This window comes from Streptomyces sp. NPDC003379 (genome assembly GCF_053589195.1).
Map to the genome: position 1 here is coordinate 83,598 of NZ_JBSFRK010000011.1, position 16,708 is coordinate 100,305.

14 protein-coding genes are annotated in these 16,708 nt (G+C 72.8%); 6 read left to right on the forward strand and 8 right to left on the reverse strand.

Annotation, left to right across the window (positions count from 1 at the left end; translation table 11 throughout):
* Nucleotides 1-184 precede the first annotated feature (184 nt).
* From ACWDVB_RS12850 to ACWDVB_RS12860, 3 genes are read left to right on the forward strand one after another with little or no spacing between them, the layout of a single operon-like run.
* A complete protein-coding gene (locus tag ACWDVB_RS12850; protein WP_451513601.1) occupies nt 185-478 on the forward strand; it encodes an SHOCT domain-containing protein in 294 nt (97 codons plus the stop codon).
* The gene (locus ACWDVB_RS12855; protein ID WP_451513600.1) at nt 475-1,350 is read left to right on the forward strand and encodes an ABC transporter ATP-binding protein; all 876 of its coding nucleotides are present in this window, start codon (nt 475-477) and stop codon (nt 1,348-1,350) included. Before ACWDVB_RS12850 ends, ACWDVB_RS12855 begins: the two co-directional genes overlap by 4 nt.
* A gap of 14 nt (nt 1,351-1,364) precedes the next feature.
* Nucleotides 1,365-3,926, forward strand: coding sequence for an ABC transporter permease (locus ACWDVB_RS12860; RefSeq protein ID WP_451513823.1), 2,562 nt, complete (start codon nt 1,365-1,367; stop codon nt 3,924-3,926).
* Nucleotides 3,927-4,021: 95 nt separating this feature from the next.
* Here the strand turns inward: ACWDVB_RS12860 and ACWDVB_RS12865 are convergent, their stop codons facing one another.
* Nucleotides 4,022-4,495 (reverse strand): ATP-binding protein, encoded by a 474-nt coding sequence (locus tag ACWDVB_RS12865; RefSeq protein WP_451513599.1) that lies wholly within the window; start codon nt 4,493-4,495, stop codon nt 4,022-4,024.
* 249 nt (nt 4,496-4,744) lie between these two features.
* Nucleotides 4,745-5,074 carry a hypothetical protein gene (locus ACWDVB_RS12870; protein ID WP_451513598.1) on the reverse strand — a complete coding sequence of 110 codons (330 nt, stop codon included), beginning with the start codon at nt 5,072-5,074 and terminating at the stop codon, nt 4,745-4,747.
* Nucleotides 5,075-5,404: 330 nt separating this feature from the next.
* On the opposite strand from ACWDVB_RS12870, the gene ACWDVB_RS12875 reads away from it, so the two are divergent.
* Nucleotides 5,405-6,502, forward strand: coding sequence for a PLP-dependent cysteine synthase family protein (locus ACWDVB_RS12875; protein WP_451513822.1), 1,098 nt, complete (start codon nt 5,405-5,407; stop codon nt 6,500-6,502).
* Nucleotides 6,503-6,537: 35 nt separating this feature from the next.
* Here ACWDVB_RS12875 and ACWDVB_RS12880 read toward each other — a convergent pair whose 3' ends face one another.
* Together ACWDVB_RS12880 and ACWDVB_RS12885 are read right to left on the reverse strand one after the other, a co-directional pair.
* The gene (locus ACWDVB_RS12880; RefSeq protein WP_451513597.1) at nt 6,538-7,017 is read right to left on the reverse strand and encodes an SRPBCC family protein; all 480 of its coding nucleotides are present in this window, start codon (nt 7,015-7,017) and stop codon (nt 6,538-6,540) included.
* An 83-nt stretch (nt 7,018-7,100) separates the two neighbouring features.
* Nucleotides 7,101-7,988 (reverse strand): DeoR/GlpR family DNA-binding transcription regulator, encoded by an 888-nt coding sequence (locus tag ACWDVB_RS12885; protein WP_451513596.1) that lies wholly within the window; start codon nt 7,986-7,988, stop codon nt 7,101-7,103.
* Nucleotides 7,989-8,200: 212 nt separating this feature from the next.
* Here ACWDVB_RS12885 and ACWDVB_RS12890 point away from each other — a divergent pair, with 212 nt between their 5' ends.
* Nucleotides 8,201-10,540: a hypothetical protein gene (locus tag ACWDVB_RS12890; protein ID WP_451513595.1), complete on the forward strand. Its 2,340-nt coding sequence runs from the start codon at nt 8,201-8,203 to the stop codon at nt 10,538-10,540.
* Here the strand turns inward: ACWDVB_RS12890 and ACWDVB_RS12895 are convergent.
* From ACWDVB_RS12895 to ACWDVB_RS12910, 4 genes are all read right to left on the reverse strand, one after another.
* Nucleotides 10,500-12,902, reverse strand: a complete 2,403-nt coding sequence (locus ACWDVB_RS12895; protein WP_451513594.1) for a right-handed parallel beta-helix repeat-containing protein — start codon at nt 12,900-12,902, stop codon at nt 10,500-10,502. The genes ACWDVB_RS12890 and ACWDVB_RS12895 overlap by 41 nt on opposite strands.
* Nucleotides 12,903-13,068: 166 nt before the next feature.
* Nucleotides 13,069-13,674, reverse strand: a complete 606-nt coding sequence (locus ACWDVB_RS12900; RefSeq protein WP_451513593.1) for an Rv1733c family protein — start codon at nt 13,672-13,674, stop codon at nt 13,069-13,071.
* 129 nt (nt 13,675-13,803) lie between these two features.
* Nucleotides 13,804-14,628, reverse strand: coding sequence for an MOSC domain-containing protein (locus tag ACWDVB_RS12905; protein ID WP_451513592.1), 825 nt, complete (start codon nt 14,626-14,628; stop codon nt 13,804-13,806).
* Nucleotides 14,629-14,693: 65 nt separating this feature from the next.
* Nucleotides 14,694-15,119 (reverse strand): DUF6643 family protein, encoded by a 426-nt coding sequence (locus ACWDVB_RS12910; RefSeq protein WP_451513591.1) that lies wholly within the window; start codon nt 15,117-15,119, stop codon nt 14,694-14,696.
* Between the two features lie 295 nt (nt 15,120-15,414).
* Here ACWDVB_RS12910 and ACWDVB_RS12915 point away from each other — a divergent pair, with 295 nt between their 5' ends.
* Nucleotides 15,415-16,707 (forward strand): TerD family protein, encoded by a 1,293-nt coding sequence (locus ACWDVB_RS12915; protein WP_451513590.1) that lies wholly within the window; start codon nt 15,415-15,417, stop codon nt 16,705-16,707.
* Nucleotide 16,708 lies beyond the last annotated feature (1 nt).

Below are 16,708 nucleotides of genomic sequence, written 5' to 3' on the forward strand. Positions count from 1 at the left end.
GACGGCGGCGCGACCCCGGCACGGCGGCGGGAGCAGGCTGGGCCCGGCCGGATACTCCCGCCGTGGTACGCGCGGTGCCGCTGGCCGTACGACGACGTGCGGCCCCTCAGGGAGCGAGTCTCGACGCAGCACGGAAACCACGAGAAGGAACCACGAGAAACACTCCCTGAGGAGCTGAGTTCAGATGCAGACCCTGGCGCACTGGGACGGCGGGCCCGGCCCGTGGATCCTGTTCTTCCCGCTGATCTGGGCGGCCGTCGTGATCGGCGCCGTCACCCTGCTCCGCCGCACCGTGTGGCGCGGGCGCCGCGGACCGCTGAGGGCACCCGGCGGGCCCACCGGCGTCGATGCGAACTCGCCCATCGCCGTCCTCGGCCGTCGCTTCGCCTCCGGCGAGATCGACGAGGACGAGTACTGGCGTCGGCTCTCCATCCTCGACGAGGAGTTCGGCCGGGCCTCCAAGGGCGGTGCGGCATGAACACCGCAACCGGCGGGGCCACCAGCACCGGCACCGTGGAGGCCGCCGCCCGCGTCACCGACGCCGTGAAGGTCTACGGCGACGGCGACACCGCCGTGCGGGCCCTGGACGGGGTGAGCGTCGGCTTCCCCGCCGGGCGTTTCACCGCGATCATGGGCCCGTCGGGCTCGGGCAAGTCCACGCTCATGCACTGCGCGGCGGGGCTTGACACGCTCACCTCGGGCGCCGCCTTCATCGGCGACACGGAACTGGGCTCCCTCGACGACCGGCGCCTCACGCTGCTGCGCCGCGACCGCGTCGGCTTCGTCTTCCAGGCGTTCAACCTGGTGCCGACGCTGACCGTCGCCGAGAACATCACCCTGCCCATGGACCTCGCGGGCGTCCGTGGCGACCACGAGTGGGCCGACGCGCTCATCGACGTCCTCGGACTGCGGGACCGGCTGCACCACCGGCCCGCCGAGCTCTCCGGCGGGCAGCAGCAACGCGTCGCCCTGGCGCGGGCGTTCGCGGGCCGGCCCGACGTCGTCTTCGCCGACGAGCCGACCGGCAACCTCGACTCGCGCTCCGGTGAAGAGGTGCTGAACCTGCTGGGCCGCGCGGTGCGCCAGATGGGCCGCACCGTCGTCATGGTCACTCATGACCCGGTCGCCGCCGCCCACGCCGACGAGGTGGTCTTCCTCGCCGACGGCCGCCTCGTGGACCGGCTGGAGTCGCCGACCGCGGACACGGTCCTGGACCGGCTGAAGTCCTTCGACACCGACAGCAGCCCCGCCTCGGGCCCCGCCCCGGGCGCAGGCGCGGGCGCCGAGACGCGCACAGGCGCGGACACGCGCGCGGGCGCATGCGCGGGCACGGAGGGAGCACCGTCATGAGCGCCCGGAGTTCACTGCGCGCCTCCGCCCGCATCAGCCTGTCCTCGCTGCGTGGCCACAAGCGCCGCTTCGCCGGTACGTTCCTCGCCGTCATGCTCGGTGTCGCCTTCCTGGCGGGCACCCTCGTCATGGGCGACACCCTGCGCGCCGGCTTCGACACGATGTTCGGCAACGCGACCAGCGGCACCGACGCCGTCGTCCGCAGCGCCGACACGATCACCACGCCCGACGACAGCCAGGGCACCCGCAGGCCCGTCAAGACCTCCCTGGCGGAGAAGATCGAGCAGACCGACGGCGTGGCCGCCGCCTCGCCCAGCATCCAGGGCGCCGGCCAGCTCCTCGCCAAGGACGGCGGACCCATCGGCGGCGAGGGCCCGCCCACGCTCGCCGGCAACTGGATCGACGACGCCGACCTCAACGCGTACCGTCTCGCCGAAGGACGCGCCCCGTCGAAGTCCGGCGAGGTCGTCGTCAACCGCGGCGCCGCCGAGGCAGGAGACCTCAAGGTCGGCGATACGACGACGCTGCGCACCCCGGACCCCGTCGAGGTCAGGATCGTCGGCCTCGCGACGTTCGGCGGCGAGGACGGCATGGCGCAGACGACCTTCACCGGCATGACGCAGGCCGACGCCGAGAAGTACCTGACGCCGAAGCCCGGCGAGGCCGCGACCATCCAGGTGCGGGCCGGGCCCGGCGTGAGCGAGCGGGAACTCGTCGACGCGCTGACACCCGTACTGCCCAAGGGAGTCGAGGCCATCACCGGTGAGGCGTCGGCCGCGGAGAACACGGACGACGTCTCCGGCCAGTTCCTGACGCTCTTCACCAGCTTCCTGCTCGTCTTCTCCGGCGTCGCCCTGCTCGTCGCCACCTTCAGCATCCACAACACCTTCGCCATCGTCGTCGCCCAGCGCACCCGCGAGAACGCGCTCCTTCGCGCGCTCGGCGCCTCGCGACGCCAGGTCACCGTGTCGACCCTCGTCGAGGTGGGCGTCGTCGCCGTGGTCGCCTCGGCCGCGGGTCTCGCGGGCGGCATCGGCGTCGCGGTGGGCCTGCAGGCGCTCTTCCCGGCCATCGGTTTCCCCTTCCCCGAGGGCGATTTGGCGATCAGCGCGCTGTCCATGCTGCTGCCGCTAGCCGTCGGCGTCGTGGTCTGCCTGGGCTCCGCGCTGCTGCCCGCCGTACGGGCCGGGCGCACCGCACCACTGGCCGCGCTCCGCGAGAGCGCGGTCGACCACTCGGGGACCTCACGGAGCCGCGCCGTCGCGGGCCTCGGCCTCGCGCTGGCCGCCGTGGGCCTGGCCCTGACGGGCGTACTGGTCACCCCGTCCATCTGGCCGGCGGGGACGGGCGCCGTCCTCGCCCTCGCCGCCTTCGTGGTGCTCGGGCCCGTCGCGTCCTCCCGTGCCGTACGCATTCTCGGCGGGCCCCTGGACCGGCTGCGCGGTGTCACGGGCGGGCTCGCCCGGCGCAATGCCCTGCGCAGCCCCGGCCGGACCGCCGCCACCGCGAGCGCGCTGATGATCGGCGTCGCCGTCGTCTCCCTCTTCACCGTCTTCGGCGCCTCGCTGAAGGCGACCATGGACCAGACGGTGAACCGCTCCTTCGCGGGCGACGTCGCGGTGAGCACCCCCGGCTTCGGCGCGGGCGGCAGCGGCCTCAGCCCGAAGCTGGCCCCGGCCCTCGCCGAGCGCCCGGAGGTGGAGACGGCCGTCGGCCTCGGCAGAGGCGCCGCGAAGGTGGACGGCGAGGGACGCGCCCTGACCGTCACCGACCCGGGCCCGTTCGCCGACTCCTTCGACCTCGGCCGGGTCGAAGGATCGCTCGACGCGCTCGGCGACGACGGCATCGCGATCACCCGCGCGGAGGCGGAGAAACAGGACCTGAAGGTCGGGTCCGAGGCCGAACTGGCCTTCGCCGACGGGGAGAAGGAGACCTTCACGGTCCGCGCCGTCTACGGCCGCTCCGAACTCGCCGGAGACTACGTCATCACCCGCGAGGCCTGGGCGCCCCACCGCGCGCAGGACGCGGACAGCCTGGTCTCCGTCACCTTCAAGGACGGCGTGAGCACGGCCGAGGGCAAGGCCGCGGTCACCGAGACCGCGCGCGACCACGGCAACCCGGGCGTAGAGACGCGGAGCGAGTACGCCCGGTCCTCCGCGAGCGGCATCGATATGATGCTCACCCTCGTCTACGCGCTGCTCGCCCTCGCGGTGCTCATCGCGCTGCTCGGCATCGCCAACACGCTCACCCTCGCGATCCATGAACGCACCCGCGAGCTGGGCCTGTTGCGTGCCGTCGGCCAGACCAGGGCGCAGCTCCGCGCCATGGTCCGCTGGGAGTCGTTGCTCGTCGCCGCCTTCGGCACGGCGGGCGGGCTCGCGCTCGGCGGCTTCCTCGGCTGGGTGCTGGTCAAGGTGTCCGACGGCGCGAGCGACAGTGACTTCGCGTTCGCCGTGCCGCCGGCGCGGCTCGCGGTGGTCGCACTGGTGGGCCTGGCCGCGGGAGCCTTGGCGGGCCTGCGCCCCGCTCGGCGGGCGGCACGTCTCGATGTGCTGCGGGCCATCGCCACCGAGTGAGGCCGTGGCGCCAGTGGGCGGGGCCGCGGCGTACGGTCACCGCCCGGTCAGCGCGTACGGTCACCGCCCGGACAGCATGTACGGTCACCGCCCGGTCAGCCGGCAACGGCCGACCGGGCGGGAGTCTTCGCGGCCGACCCGTACACGGGGTACGACGGCACGGTCGCCGAAGGGGCGGACGCGGGGAGCGTGAACCACACGGTCTTTCCGGCGTCGCCCTGGGGGCACACGCCCCAGCTCTCGCTCACCGCCGCCACCATCGCGAGGCCGCGGCCACAGGTGGCGAACGGCTCGGCGTCGTGGACCTCGGGCAGTCGGGGGTCGTGGTCGTGGACGGAGACCGTGAGACGGTCGAGCAGCAGCTCGATCTCCACGGTGCAGTCCTTGTCCGGCTCGGCATGCCGGTGGACGTTGCTGAGCAACTCGGTCACACCGAGGGCGGCCTGGTCTATCAAGGGATCGAGATGCCAGTAGCGCAACTGCGCAGAGACGATTCTGCGGACCTGGCGGATCCGCGACGGCAGAGCCTGGAGCTCCACCGTGCAATGCCTGCTTGGTTGGCTGATCACGGCTGCGACTCCCCGAATTGAGGTCCGGAAGAAGACGACGTTCGGATCGAGCAGGGGGCCGCTTGGTCTGCCGCCTGCTACGTGGCCGGCGGCGGGCTGGTTCTTCAGCGTCATCGCCGGTAAACCCAGAGTGATGTGAGACCAGAGTGACCCAGGGGGTGCGGGTGTGCAACTCGCGTGCGGCGCCGGGCCCCACCGCGGCGTGCGGTGCGGGGGCCTCACCGGCCCATGGCGCCGGGGTCCCACCGTTCAGCCCCGCCGACGGCGCTCCCCGGCCCTGCGTACCGCCTCGATGAACCTGTGTACGGTCGGGGGTCCGCCCTGGCCGGGCCCCGGTTCGTGCCCGCCGAGGGTGAGCTTGTAACGCCTGCCGTTCACTTCGGCCAGCGCGCGGTCGTCCGCGGCGAACCACGGCTTGCCCGTGCGTACCGCCTGCACCGGCGCGCTGTCGATCTCCTTGCCGTAGCTGGTGAGCAACTCCAGCCTGCCGTCGGCGATTCGGACCTGCCCGGCCCGGGTGAGGGAGCGCAAGCGCCGCCCGATTCGCACGCCCGTGGCCGTGAACTCCGGCTCCGCCATGACGCTCCGCCCCCTTGTGCGCTTCGGTGAATCGCTCCTATGGGGACAGTTGCCCCGCGGTGCAGTGTGCACGCACCAGGCGTCGAGCACCAGTGCGCATGGAGACGTCGCGGCAGTCCGTCGACGCCCCTCGTGCGCCCCTCCGGCGCACGCCCGCCGACGCGCTGCGCCAGCAGTGCCTTTGAGGTGCCCAAAGGTGTGTTTATGCAGGTGGGAAGCGTGCGGACGGTGTTTAAGATCGGGGGGTACGGCCGCGTTCGAATCGCGTCCGGCACGACGCGAAGGAGCCCCGCGGTGAGCACCCCACAGCAGGATCGAGCCGACGAGCCGATGCCCACACTCGACGTCGACCACAGCGACGAGGAGTACCGCGCCTGGCTGAAAGAAGCGGTCCGCAAGGTCCAGGCCGACGCCAACCGTTCGGCCGACACCCACTTGCTGCGCTTCCCGCTGCCCGAACACTGGGGCATCGACCTGTACCTCAAGGACGAGTCGACGCACCCGACGGGCAGCCTCAAGCACCGCCTCGCCCGCTCGCTCTTCCTCTACGGCCTGTGCAACGGCTGGATCAGGCCAGGGCGTCCGGTCATCGAGGCATCCAGCGGCTCCACGGCCGTCTCCGAGGCGTACTTCGCCATGCTGATCGGGGTCCCCTTCATCGCGGTGATGCCGCGCACGACCAGCGCCGAGAAGATCCGACTGATCGAATTCCACGGCGGCCGGTGCCACTTCGTGGACGACCCGCGCACGATGTACGCCGAGTCGGCCGCCCTCGCCGTCGAGACCGGCGGCCACTACATGGACCAGTTCACGTACGCGGAGCGGGCCACCGACTGGCGCGGCAACAACAACATCGCCGAATCGATCTACCAGCAGCTGAGGCTGGAGCGCTACCCCGAGCCCGCGTGGATCGTCGCCACGGCGGGCACCGGCGGCACCTCGGCGACCATCGCGCGCTACGTCCACTACATGCAGCACGACACCCGCATCTGCGTCGCCGACCCGGAGAACTCCTGCTTCTTCGACGGCTGGACGAAGAACGACCCGGACGCCACGAGCGACTGCGGCTCCCGCATCGAGGGCATCGGCCGCCCCCGCATGGAACCGAGCTTCGTGCCCGGAGCGATCGACCGCATGATGAAGGTCCCGGACGCGGCGTCCGTCGCCGCCGTGCGCGCCCTGGACCAGGCCATCGGCCGCAGGGCGGGCGGCTCCACCGGCACGGGCCTGTGGAGCTCCCTGAAGATCGTCGCCGGGATGGTGGCCGCGGGCCGCACGGGCAGCGTCGTCACACTGATCTGCGACCCGGGCGACCGCTACCTGGACAAGTACTACTCCGACGCGTGGCTGGCCGAACAGGGCATGGACATCAGGCCCTACGCGGAGGCGATCGACACGCTGCTCACGACCGGGCGGTGGCCTCGGTAGCGCAAGCCCCACCAGGCCCGCACAACAGTCCCGCCCTACGCGGAGGCCGCCGCCAGTCGCCGGTCCAGGGTCGTGACCGCGTCGCGGAAGGCCCGGTCCAGGCCCGCGCGGGCGAGCCTCAGCGTGAGGCGGAAGGGCGCGGCGCCGTCCGCGGCGAACGTCCACTGGACGCGGGTGCCGGTCCCGGCCGGGGTGAGCCGCCACTCCTCCGCGAGGGCGCGCGGCCCGGGCGCGTTCGTCTCGTCGACGCGGTAGGCGTACCGCCCCGGCTCGTCGGCCGCGAGTATCGTCTCCCGAAAGCGCGTACCGCCCTTGAGCCGGACCTCGCGGCCCTTGCCCCCGTCCGTCGGACGGCAGTGCGTGACCGCGGTGAACCACGTGGGCCAGCCCGCCACGTCGTCGGCGAGGGCGCGGTAGACCGCCTCGGGCGGGGCGTTCACTTCGCGCGCGAAGACCAGACGCAGCGCGGCGGACTCGATGAACTCAAGCCCCACGGGGCTCAGTCGGCGTGCCATCGAACGTGGCCCCCCAGCGAAGTGCGGCAGTTGACCGGGCACGGTCACCATAGCTGGCGGCCCGTCAGATGTCTGCGGGGCCGCTAAGGGACTCGGGTCCCCTCGGCGTCCCCCATGTCCTCTGCCTCGTCAGCGTCGGCGTCCGCGTCGTCGCGGCTTTCGCGCTCGCCCGCCACCACGAGCCGGTTCAGATGCTCGGAGATCTCCGCGCGCGCCTCCGCGGGCAGCCCCGCGTCGGTCACCAGCGTGTCGACCTGCGACAGCGTGGCGAACGAACTCAGGCCCACCGTGCCCCACTTGGTGTGGTCCGCGACCACCACCACGCGCCGCGCCGACTGCACCAGACGCCGATTCGTCTCCGCCTCCGCCAGATTCGGCGTCGACAGGCCCGCCTCCGGCGATATGCCGTGCACGCCCAGGAAGAGCACATCGAAGTGGAGCGACGCGATCGCCTGGTCCGCGACCGGCCCGACCAGCGAGTCCGACGGCGTGCGCACCCCACCGGTCAGTACGACCGTGGCCGAGCCCTGCCGCTGCCCCGAGGTGCGCTGCGCGGAGTGGAAGACATCCGCGACCCGCACCGAGTTCGTCACCACCGTCAGGTCCGGCACGTCCAGGAGACGGTGCGCCAGCGCGTACGTCGTCGTGCCGCCGGACAGCGCGATCGCCGAGCCCGGCGCCACCAGGGACGCCGCGGTCCGCGCGATGTCCTCCTTGGCGGTCGGCTCCAGGCCGGACTTCGCCTCGAACCCCGGCTCGTGCGCGCTCGCCTCGACGACCGGCACCGCGCCGCCGTGGACCTTCTCCAGGACGCCCTGGCGGGCCAGCGCGTCGAGATCGCGGCGGACCGTCATGTCGGAGACGCCGAGCTTCCGCGTCAGTTCATTGACCCGGACCCCGCCCCGGCGGCGTACCTCGTCGAGGATCAGGGCACGGCGCTGCTCGGCGAGAAGGTTCTGATTCTCACTCACGCCAGGCCCGGCCCTTCTGCCCCGTCACACCCGCCGCGCCCGACCGGCGCACAGCCTCATCCTCGCATGTGCCACCGACAGCCGTGCCGGCACCCGCTCGCGGGTCCACGCCCCCCGGAAGGGGAGATTGCGTGACGAGGGGTGCGCCGACGGCAGAGAGCCGAGATCCTTGTTCCTCACCTCACCACGCACATGTCGGGGGAAGCGGAACAGTGGAGCGTGTGACGCAGGACGAGACCGCCCTGGAACTTTTAGTCCATGGGGTGGGGGGAACCACACCGCAACAGATGCTCGGCGACCCGCGCACCGTGCGGATCTCCGGCGACGACACGGCGGCCGTCTTCCGCCGCGCCGAGGACGCCGACGCGGAGCGGCGCCCCGACGACTACCGCGGCAAACCGGTGCCCGAGGCGTACGTCTGGTGCAACCTGACCTCCGGCAACGGCTCCCGCGCCCTGTGGCTCCTGCTGCTGCCCTTCATGGTCGTCAACCTCGCCCACTGGATGCGCCCCACCTCGCGCCACCGCCGACGGCTCGCGCGCACCTACGGCCTCCTGGTGCGGCTGATCGGCCTCACCCTCACCGTGCTGCTCACCGCCGCGGCCTGCGAGGTCGCGCTGGACCTCACGGCCTGGCAGTGCGCGGGCACCCCCGAGTGCGCCGCCGACCGCGCCTGGCTCGGCTTCCTCGCCACCGACGACGCGGGGCACGGCGGCTGGTGGTCGCAGCCCGGCCGCCGCCTGGCCCTCGCCGGCCTGCTGCCCGCCGCGCTCACCGGCCTGCTCTGGTACCTCTCCCACCGCACGTGGAGCGCGTACGAGTCCCAGCAGCCGCTGCCACACGAGCCGGACCCGGAGGAGGAGACGAGCCGCACCGCGCTCGGCAGGCCCGGCTTCTGGTACGGCCGCCGCCTCGTCGCCCGGCTGCGCGCCGCCCACACCGCAGCGGGGCTGCTCACCGTCGCCGCCGCGGTCGGCGCGTCGGCCGCACGCCATGACCGGCGCCCCGGAGGCCACGCGCTCCTCCACGTCATCGGCTGGACCCTCGTCACCACGCTCGTCCTCGGCGGGGGATTCGTCGTGTGGGTGGTGTGCCGCAGGGGACGCAGCGAGAACAGGCTCGACCGCAAGCTGGACCGGGCGCTCGTGCGCGGGCTTCCCCTGGCCGCGCTGGCCCTGCTCGCCCTGACCCTGCTGTACGCGGGCTGGTCACGCCCCGGCTGGCGGTCCGAGGGCAGGCTGCCGGGTGACGCGACCTTCGGCGGCATCGCCCTCGTCCAGGGCCTCCTGGTCATCGCCCTCGCGGTGGTGGCCCACTCCCTGTACCGCACCTCGCCGAACATGCGCACCGCCATCCGCGGCCTCGGCGGCCCCGCCGTCGCCATGCTGTCCTGCGCCCTGGGCGGCGTCATGTCCGGCGGCGGCGCGCAGCGGGTGGCCGACTGGCTGGACGGCACCCAGGGCTCCATCGACGGACCGCCCGTGCTGCTCACCTGGCAGGCGTCCGTCATCCCGCCGCTCCTGGCCGTCGCCGCCGTGCTCTGCCTCTGGTTGGGCGTACGCACGCTCCAACGCAAGCGCCGCGAGATGGCGCAGGTGGCGGCCGACTACCCCGGAGAGCCCGAGGACACCGCCCGCACCCGCCGCATCGCGGGGACACGCGCGTGTGCCGCCCTCACCGACCGCGCGCCCCTGCTCGTCGGCATCGTCTCCGCCGTCACGCTGCTGCTCGGCACGGGAGCCCTCGCCGGCGCGTGGCTGACGGAGAAGGTCCCGGCCAAGGCCGCGCAGGGCGCGCCCGACGTCGTGGAGGGCGCCGCGGAGACGTCCCAGGCGCTCGGCTCCTGGCTGATCGGCTTCGGCTTCATACTGTTCGTCACCTGGGGCCGACGCGCCTACAAGGACGCCTCGGCCCGCCGCACCATCGGCATCCTCTGGGACGTCGGTACGTTCTGGCCGCGCGCCGCCCACCCCTTCGCACCGCCCTGCTACGCCGAGCGCGCGGTCCCCGACCTGACCTGGCGCATGGCCGCCTGGACCCGCGCCACCAGCGCCACGGGCGGCCGCCTCGTCATCTCCGGGCACTCCCAGGGCAGCGTCCTCGCGGCGGCGGCCGCCTGGCAGCTGCGCCCCTCGGTCCGCAGGCGCGTCGCCCTGCTGACCTACGGCTCGCCCCTGGAGCGCCTCTACGGCCGCTGGTTCCCCGCCCACTTCGGCCCGACGGCGCTCACCTCCCTGCACCGCGAGGTCGACTGCTGGCGCAATCTGCACCGCCCCACCGACCCGATAGGGGGTCCCATCAGCTTGCGCGGCGACTGCGGCCCACAGGTCGACCGCGCCGCCCTCAAGGACCCCCTCGCCTACGGTCGTACGGAGGCCCACCCGCTCCCGGCACCGATCCACGGCCACAGCGACTACCAGGCGGACCCCGCGTTCGCCGAGGAGCGCGCACGGCTCCTCGCGCGCCTCAAGGCGGTCGTGCCGTCCCCGAGGCCCGCGGCGGCGGAAGCGGTCACACCAGCTCCGGCAGATCCTCCGGATACAGCAGGGTGAGGTCGTCCGTGCTCGGCTCGGGGAGCTGGGCGACCCGGCCCGCGTGCCGCTCCACCATCGCCTCGAACGTCTGCCGCGCGGTGCGGCCGTTGCCGAACGCGGGACCCTTCGGGAGCGCCGTGAAGTACTTCAGGAGCGCCTCGCCGGCCCCCGTGCCCAGGCGGTACTCGTGCTCCTCGGCCTGCTGCTCCACGATCCGCAGCAACTCCTCGGGAACGTAGTCGCTGAAGGTGATGGTCCGCGAGAAGCGGGACGCCACACCCGGGTTGACGGAGAGGAAGCGCCGCATCTCCGCCGTATAGCCCGCGACGATCACCACGACGGCCTCGCGGTGGTCCTCCATCAGCTTCACGAGCGTGTCGATGGCCTCACGGCCGAAGTCGCGCCCGGAGTCCTCGGGGGAGAGCGCGTACGCCTCGTCGATGAACAGCACACCGCCGCGCGCCCGGTCGAAGGCCTCCTGGGTGCGGATCGCCGTCGAACCGATGTGCTCGCCGACCAGGTCGACGCGCGAGACCTCGACGAGGTGGCCGCTCTCCAGGACGCCGAGCGAGGCCAGGATCTCGCCGTAGAGACGCGCGACGGTCGTCTTGCCCGTGCCCGGCGAGCCGGTGAAGACCAGGTGGCGGCGGACGGAGGCGGCCTTCAGACCGGCCTGCTGCCTGCGGCGGCCCACCTCGATCATGTCGGTGAGAGCGCGCACCTCGCGCTTGACGCTGTCGAGGCCGACCAGGGTGTCCAGTTCGCCGAGGACCTCCTTGGAGGCGCGGGCGGTCTTCTCGGCTCCCGTCGGCCGCAGGGCCTGCTGGACGGGGACGGAGCCGAGCAGCCCGACGTTCTGCGTGGCCGTCTGCGCGGCGGGCGGCTCGGGCGCCGCCACCGGGGTGCGCGGGCCGCCGCTCTCGTCGCTCGCGCACTCCTCGACCAGCGGGCCCTCCTCCGAGAACTCGAAGCCGCCGCGCGCGCACCGCTCCGTGCGGCACTTCTTCAGCGTCGTACGGCAGCCGTCGATGACGTGGAAGCCGTAGCCGTCGCTGTCGCCGACACGGCAGCCGTGGAAGCTGCCCCGGCCGCCCGCGGAGACGTAGAAACCGGCCTCGGCGGGCGAGGTGACCGTGCAGCGCTCGATGGTGGGGTCCGCGCCCTTGGTGACGATCACGCCCGTCTGGACGGCGTCGATCGTGCAGTTGGCGAGGGTGCCGCCGCTGCCGTGGTCGCGGAACCACGCGCCCGTGGCGGCCTCGCGGATGCGGCAGTCGTCGAGCTGCGCCGTCGCGCCGTCGCTCACCGACACCGCCGTGTTGCGCACTTGGGTGAGGTCGCTGTCGACGACGTCGGCGCGCGAGCCGCGGTCCAGGACGAACAGCGCGTCCGGCACGTCCCGCACCCGGCACGACTCCAGGACGACCGTCGCCCCGTCACTGACCCAGACCGCCGGATAGTCGCCGGTACTCTCCTGGATCTCGCACTGGTTGGCGTCCACGCGCGTGCCCGGGTCCCACACCGACAGGCCGTTGCGCCCGAACCGGCGGACCGTGGAGCGGGTCAGCGTGAGCACGGAACGCGAGCGCAGATCGATCGCGTTCTCCGGGATGTCGTGGATGCGGCAGTCCGCCAGGGTCAGCACGGCGTCCGTGTCGAGCGTGACGCCGTCGGAGGTGGTGCGGTGCACGTCGCAGTCGGTCAGATGCGCCGCGGCCCGCCCGGTGACCTGCACGCCCGAGCCCTTGACCTCGTACACCTCGCAGCCGATGGCCTCCAGGCCGGTGTGCTCGCCGGTCACCGACAGCCCGGCGCCCGAGGCGTGGTGCACCCGGCAGCGCTCCAGACGGGGGTGCGCGCCGCCGCGCACCACGACGCCGGACTGACCCGCCGCGACGATCTCGCACTCCTCGAAGACACCGCCGCCGCCGTCGACCACCGCGATACCGATGCCGCCGGGGTTGTCGACGGTGCAGCGGCGCACCGTGGGACGGGCGCCGCCGCGGACCTCTATGCCGGCCGCGGAGCGGGTCACGACACGGATGCCGGTCAGCTCGGGGGCGCCGTCCTCGACGAGCAGCGCGGGCGCGGACGAGTCCTGGCCCTCGACGTGCAGGTCCTGGACGACGGCGGAGGCGCGCACCGTGAGCGGCACTCCGTCGGACGGCGCGATGCGCACGGAGCCCGCCGAGCCGTCGGGGCCGCGCAGGGTCACCGCGCGCTCGACGACGAGGTTCTCGCGGTAGGTGCCGGCGGCGACGGTCAGTATGTCGCCGTCGCTCGCGGCCTCCAAGGCGGCGGCGAGCGATGCGTATTCGCCGGTGCGGCGCCGCCACCGCGACGTGCCGGTGTGCGTCACCTGGACCGTGCCCTGTGCCATGGAGTTGCTCTGCCCCCACCTGGTCGTACGCGGGACCCTGCGCCGATGTGCCGCTTCGCTGCGCAAGGAGCCGAGGAGTTCGGCCGGTCCACCGTAGCGCGCGTGGGCAGGGCGAGTTGACCCGATCGCCAGGCTCCCGGCCGCGCGGCCCGGCCACGGGGCCGGGTCAGGAGCCGGTGCCGGTCCTGCCCCAGTCGGGGCCCGCCTTGGCCCAGGCCCGGTCCAGCCGGGCGTGACGCCCGCGCACGATGCGCCAGAGAATCAGCCTGCGGGTGCCCTCGATGAGGGCGGCGCTCGCCGCGGCCGCGCCGAATCCGGCGAGCGCCGCGTGCGTGGTCGCCGTCGCGGTGTCCAGCGGGCGGCCGACGACCCGGCCGCCCTCGTCTGTCCACAGCCTGAAGCGGTCGCCGGGGCCCGGGGCGCCGAGCCTGGCCACGACGGCTCCGGAGCGGTCGGTGCCGTCCGGTGCCGTCCAGCGCGCGAGGACCCGGCTGTGGGCGTCGCGCGCAGACGCGGTCTCGGGGTCCGGGTCGAGCGGGGGAGAGGAGACCTTCCGCAGGACCGTGCCGACGACCGCGTGGCGGTCCTCGCGCTGCTCCCGCACCGAGGCCAGGAGGGCGTCCCGCGTCAGGCCGGTGGTGAGCGTGCCGATGACGGGGGCGGCGACGACGATCAGCACCAGGGCGGCGAGGGCCACCCAGGCCTCCACGACGTCGGTGCCGCGGCGCAGCGGATTGTGCCGCCAGCGCCAGAGCCCGACGACTGCTCGCACAGCCCTGCACCCCTTTCCGCGTCCGTCACGACCAGGAACGGCACGGCCCACACGCGGGTGGCGATTCCCGGCGCGTCCACGAAGCCCAACGTGCGTGCTCCGCCACCGGGTTCCCCATCCGGACGCCGATCATTCGAGGATCCTGAACGCGTCACCGAGGCGGATGGTCCCGGTCGATTCAGGCACCAGGTTCTGCCCGAAGACGAGCTGGTCGCCGAAGCGGCGGTGGCGGGCGAGCGTGCGCAGCGGCTCCTTGCCGCGCTCCGCCGTGTTCTGGTCGGTGGTCGTCACGACGCAGCGCCCGCACTTCTTGGCGACGCGGAAGGTGACGTCACCTATGGCCACGCGCTTCCAGCCGTCCTCGGCCCAGGGCGGGGTGCCGTCCACGACGACGTTGGGCCGGAAGCGGTCCATCGGCAGCGGGCCCTCGTCCGCGTGGTCTCCCTGGGCGATCAGGGAGTTGAGGGCGTCGAGCGAGGAGAGCGTGGTGAGCAGCAGCGGAAAGCCGTCCGCAAAGCTGACCGTCTCGCCCTCCTCGGCGTACGCGGGGTCGAGGGGACGGCTCTTCTCGGGCTCGTCGAGGTGAAGGAGGGTCACGTCCGTGTCGAGGTAGGCGCTGAACCAGGCGTGCGCTTCGGCGCTCGCGGGCACTCCCTCGACCTTGTCCCGCCGGATCTCCGCCGTCATCGTCCCGACGGGCTCGGGCACCGCGACCGTCAGGGCCTTTCGGCCGGGCGCGGACACGCGAAGGCCGCCGCCGGGCAGAAGCTCGGCGGCGGTCAGGGCCATGCGCGGATGCGGCCGTTGGGAGACGAACCGGCCGTCCTGGTCGACCAGCATCCACCGTCGGTCACCCGCGAGTCCCCAGGGCTCCACGGCGGCCTCACGAGGAGCGAGCCCCCGGGCCGCCTTGAGCGGGTGGACGTGGATCGACCGCAGTGCTGGATTCGACATGAGGACATCCTGCCAGCAGCCACTGACAGTGATGCCCCCAGGCGAACGGCGTCCGCGCCAGGCGATCAGTACCCGCGATAGGGGCGGTTGTACGGATCCTCGTACGGCGCGGGGGCGGGACGGGGCGCCGCGGGGCGCATCGCCTCGTACCCCGTGCCGGTGGCCGGCCGCTGGGGCTGGGCGCCCGGGTACCCGCGCGGGCCCGCGGCCTGCTGCGGGATGTACGGCGTGTGCGGCTGCTGCAGCGGGGCGGGCTGCTGGGCCTGCGGGTAGCCGTACACCGGGTTGTGGTGGGAAGGGGCGGCCGGCAGGGCGGGCAGCGCGGCCGGGAGTGCGGGCAGATGGCTGCCCGTGTCGTACGCGGAAGGGACCCGAATCGGGGCGATCTGAGGAGTGCCCCGCTCTGCGACGAGGGAGTCGTAGATCGGAGTGTCCGTGAAGGACGGCGCGGAGTAGTAACCGCCGCCATAGGTGGAGCGGGGGGAGGTCATGCTCCATAAGTTAAGCCCTTGATGTGCTGGTTGGGGAGACCGATAAGAGGGTTGTTTTACGTGTCGCCAGTGGCGATCGATCCCCAATGCGAGCGAACTTGGGAAAATCGGTCGTCGAACGGCGTACGGATCGTGTAAAGGCCGAGCTCTCGGCGGGTTACCCCCGGTCGGCCGTGGTAGGGGCCGGAAGGCCCGTGGGGCGCGGTGCGTGGGCCTCCCGGTGATCCGGGTAATAGGTTGGCCGCGAACGGAATCGACGGCTCTTCGGCGGCTCCGCCGGACGCGGCGACTTGCGATGGGGGCGGACATGACAATGCCTAAAGGATCGAATGTTCCCGTACCGGCACCCGTGGTACGGGTCGAATTGGGGTGGCGTTCCGGCGCGGGACTGCCCGACGCCGACGCGTCCGCGCTGTTGTTGGCCTCTTCCGGAAAGGTGCGCTCGGACGCGGACTTCGTCTTTTACAACCAGCCGGCGCACTCCTCCGGAGCGGTGCGGTACGAGGGCAAGCAGCGTGTTGACGGTGGTGTGCGCGATGTGCTGACGGTCGACCTCGCGCGCGTGGAGCCCGCGATCGAGACCGTGGTGCTCGTGGCGTCGGCCGACGGCGGCACGTTCGGGCAGGTCCCCGGCCTGTACATCCGTGTGCTTGACGCGTCGAGCGGCGCCGAACTCGCGCGCTACGACAGCGCGGACGCGACCGTGGAGAGGGCCTTCGTCCTCGGGGAGCTCTACCGGCGCCAGGGCGCCTGGAAGTTCCGCGCCGTCGGCCAGGGGTACGGCGCCGGGCTGGAAGGCCTCGCGACGGATTACGGGATCACGGTGGACGAGCCACAACAGGTGGCGCGCCCCGCGGCCTCGCCCGCACCCTCAGTGGCCTCGCCCGCGCCCGCCGCGACGCCTCCCGCGCCTGCCTCCGCACCTCCCGCCCCCGCCCCGGCCGAGCCCGTGCGCCTGGCCAAGGTCACCCTGACGAAGGATGCCCCGTCGGTCTCACTGACGAAACAGGGCGGCACCTCGGGCGGCATGCGCGTGAACCTCAACTGGCAGATGCGCAAGCAGTTCAAGGGATGGGGCGCGAAGCTCAGCAGAGCCGTCGCCCTGCACGCCGACCTCGATCTGGACCTCTGCGCGCTCTACGAACTCGCCGACGGCCGCAAAGGAGTCGTCCAGGCCCTCGGCAACGCCTTCGGGGCGCTGCACCAGCCGCCGTACATGCTGCTCGACGGCGACGACCGTACCGGCGCGGTCGACAGCGGTGAGAACCTCACCATCAACCTCGACCACATCAAGGACTTCCGCCGCATCGTCATCTTCGTGACCATCTACGAGGGCGCGCGCAGCTTCGCCGACCTCAACGCCACGGTCACGCTCCAGCCGCAGCACGGCGCCGCGGTCGACTTCTCGCTCGACGAGTGCACGGTCCCTTCGACGGTGTGCGCGCTGGCCCTCCTCACCAACAACGGCGGCGACCTCGTCGTCCAGCGGGAGGCCCGCTACCTCGTGCCCGAGCGCGGCGTCAGCCCGCAGCGCACCATCGACCACGCCTACGGCTGGGGCATGAACTGGACGCCGGGCAGGAAGTGAC

What these genes read in the sequence shown, in the direction of transcription:
- ACWDVB_RS12915 (WP_451513590.1), top strand. Translation starts at nt 15,415, where the DNA reads ATGGGGGCGGACATGACAATGCCTAAAGGATCGAATGTTCCCGTACCG.
- ACWDVB_RS12850 (WP_451513601.1), top strand. Translation starts at nt 185, where the DNA reads ATGCAGACCCTGGCGCACTGGGACGGCGGGCCCGGCCCGTGGATCCTG.
- ACWDVB_RS12910 (WP_451513591.1), bottom strand. Translation starts at nt 15,119, where the DNA reads ATGACCTCCCCCCGCTCCACCTATGGCGGCGGTTACTACTCCGCGCCG.
- ACWDVB_RS12895 (WP_451513594.1), bottom strand. Translation starts at nt 12,902, where the DNA reads ATGGCACAGGGCACGGTCCAGGTGACGCACACCGGCACGTCGCGGTGG.
- ACWDVB_RS12905 (WP_451513592.1), bottom strand. Translation starts at nt 14,628, where the DNA reads ATGTCGAATCCAGCACTGCGGTCGATCCACGTCCACCCGCTCAAGGCG.
- ACWDVB_RS12875 (WP_451513822.1), top strand. Translation starts at nt 5,405, where the DNA reads ATGCCCACACTCGACGTCGACCACAGCGACGAGGAGTACCGCGCCTGG.
- ACWDVB_RS12855 (WP_451513600.1), top strand. Translation starts at nt 475, where the DNA reads ATGAACACCGCAACCGGCGGGGCCACCAGCACCGGCACCGTGGAGGCC.
- ACWDVB_RS12870 (WP_451513598.1), bottom strand. Translation starts at nt 5,074, where the DNA reads ATGGCGGAGCCGGAGTTCACGGCCACGGGCGTGCGAATCGGGCGGCGC.
- ACWDVB_RS12880 (WP_451513597.1), bottom strand. Translation starts at nt 7,017, where the DNA reads ATGGCACGCCGACTGAGCCCCGTGGGGCTTGAGTTCATCGAGTCCGCC.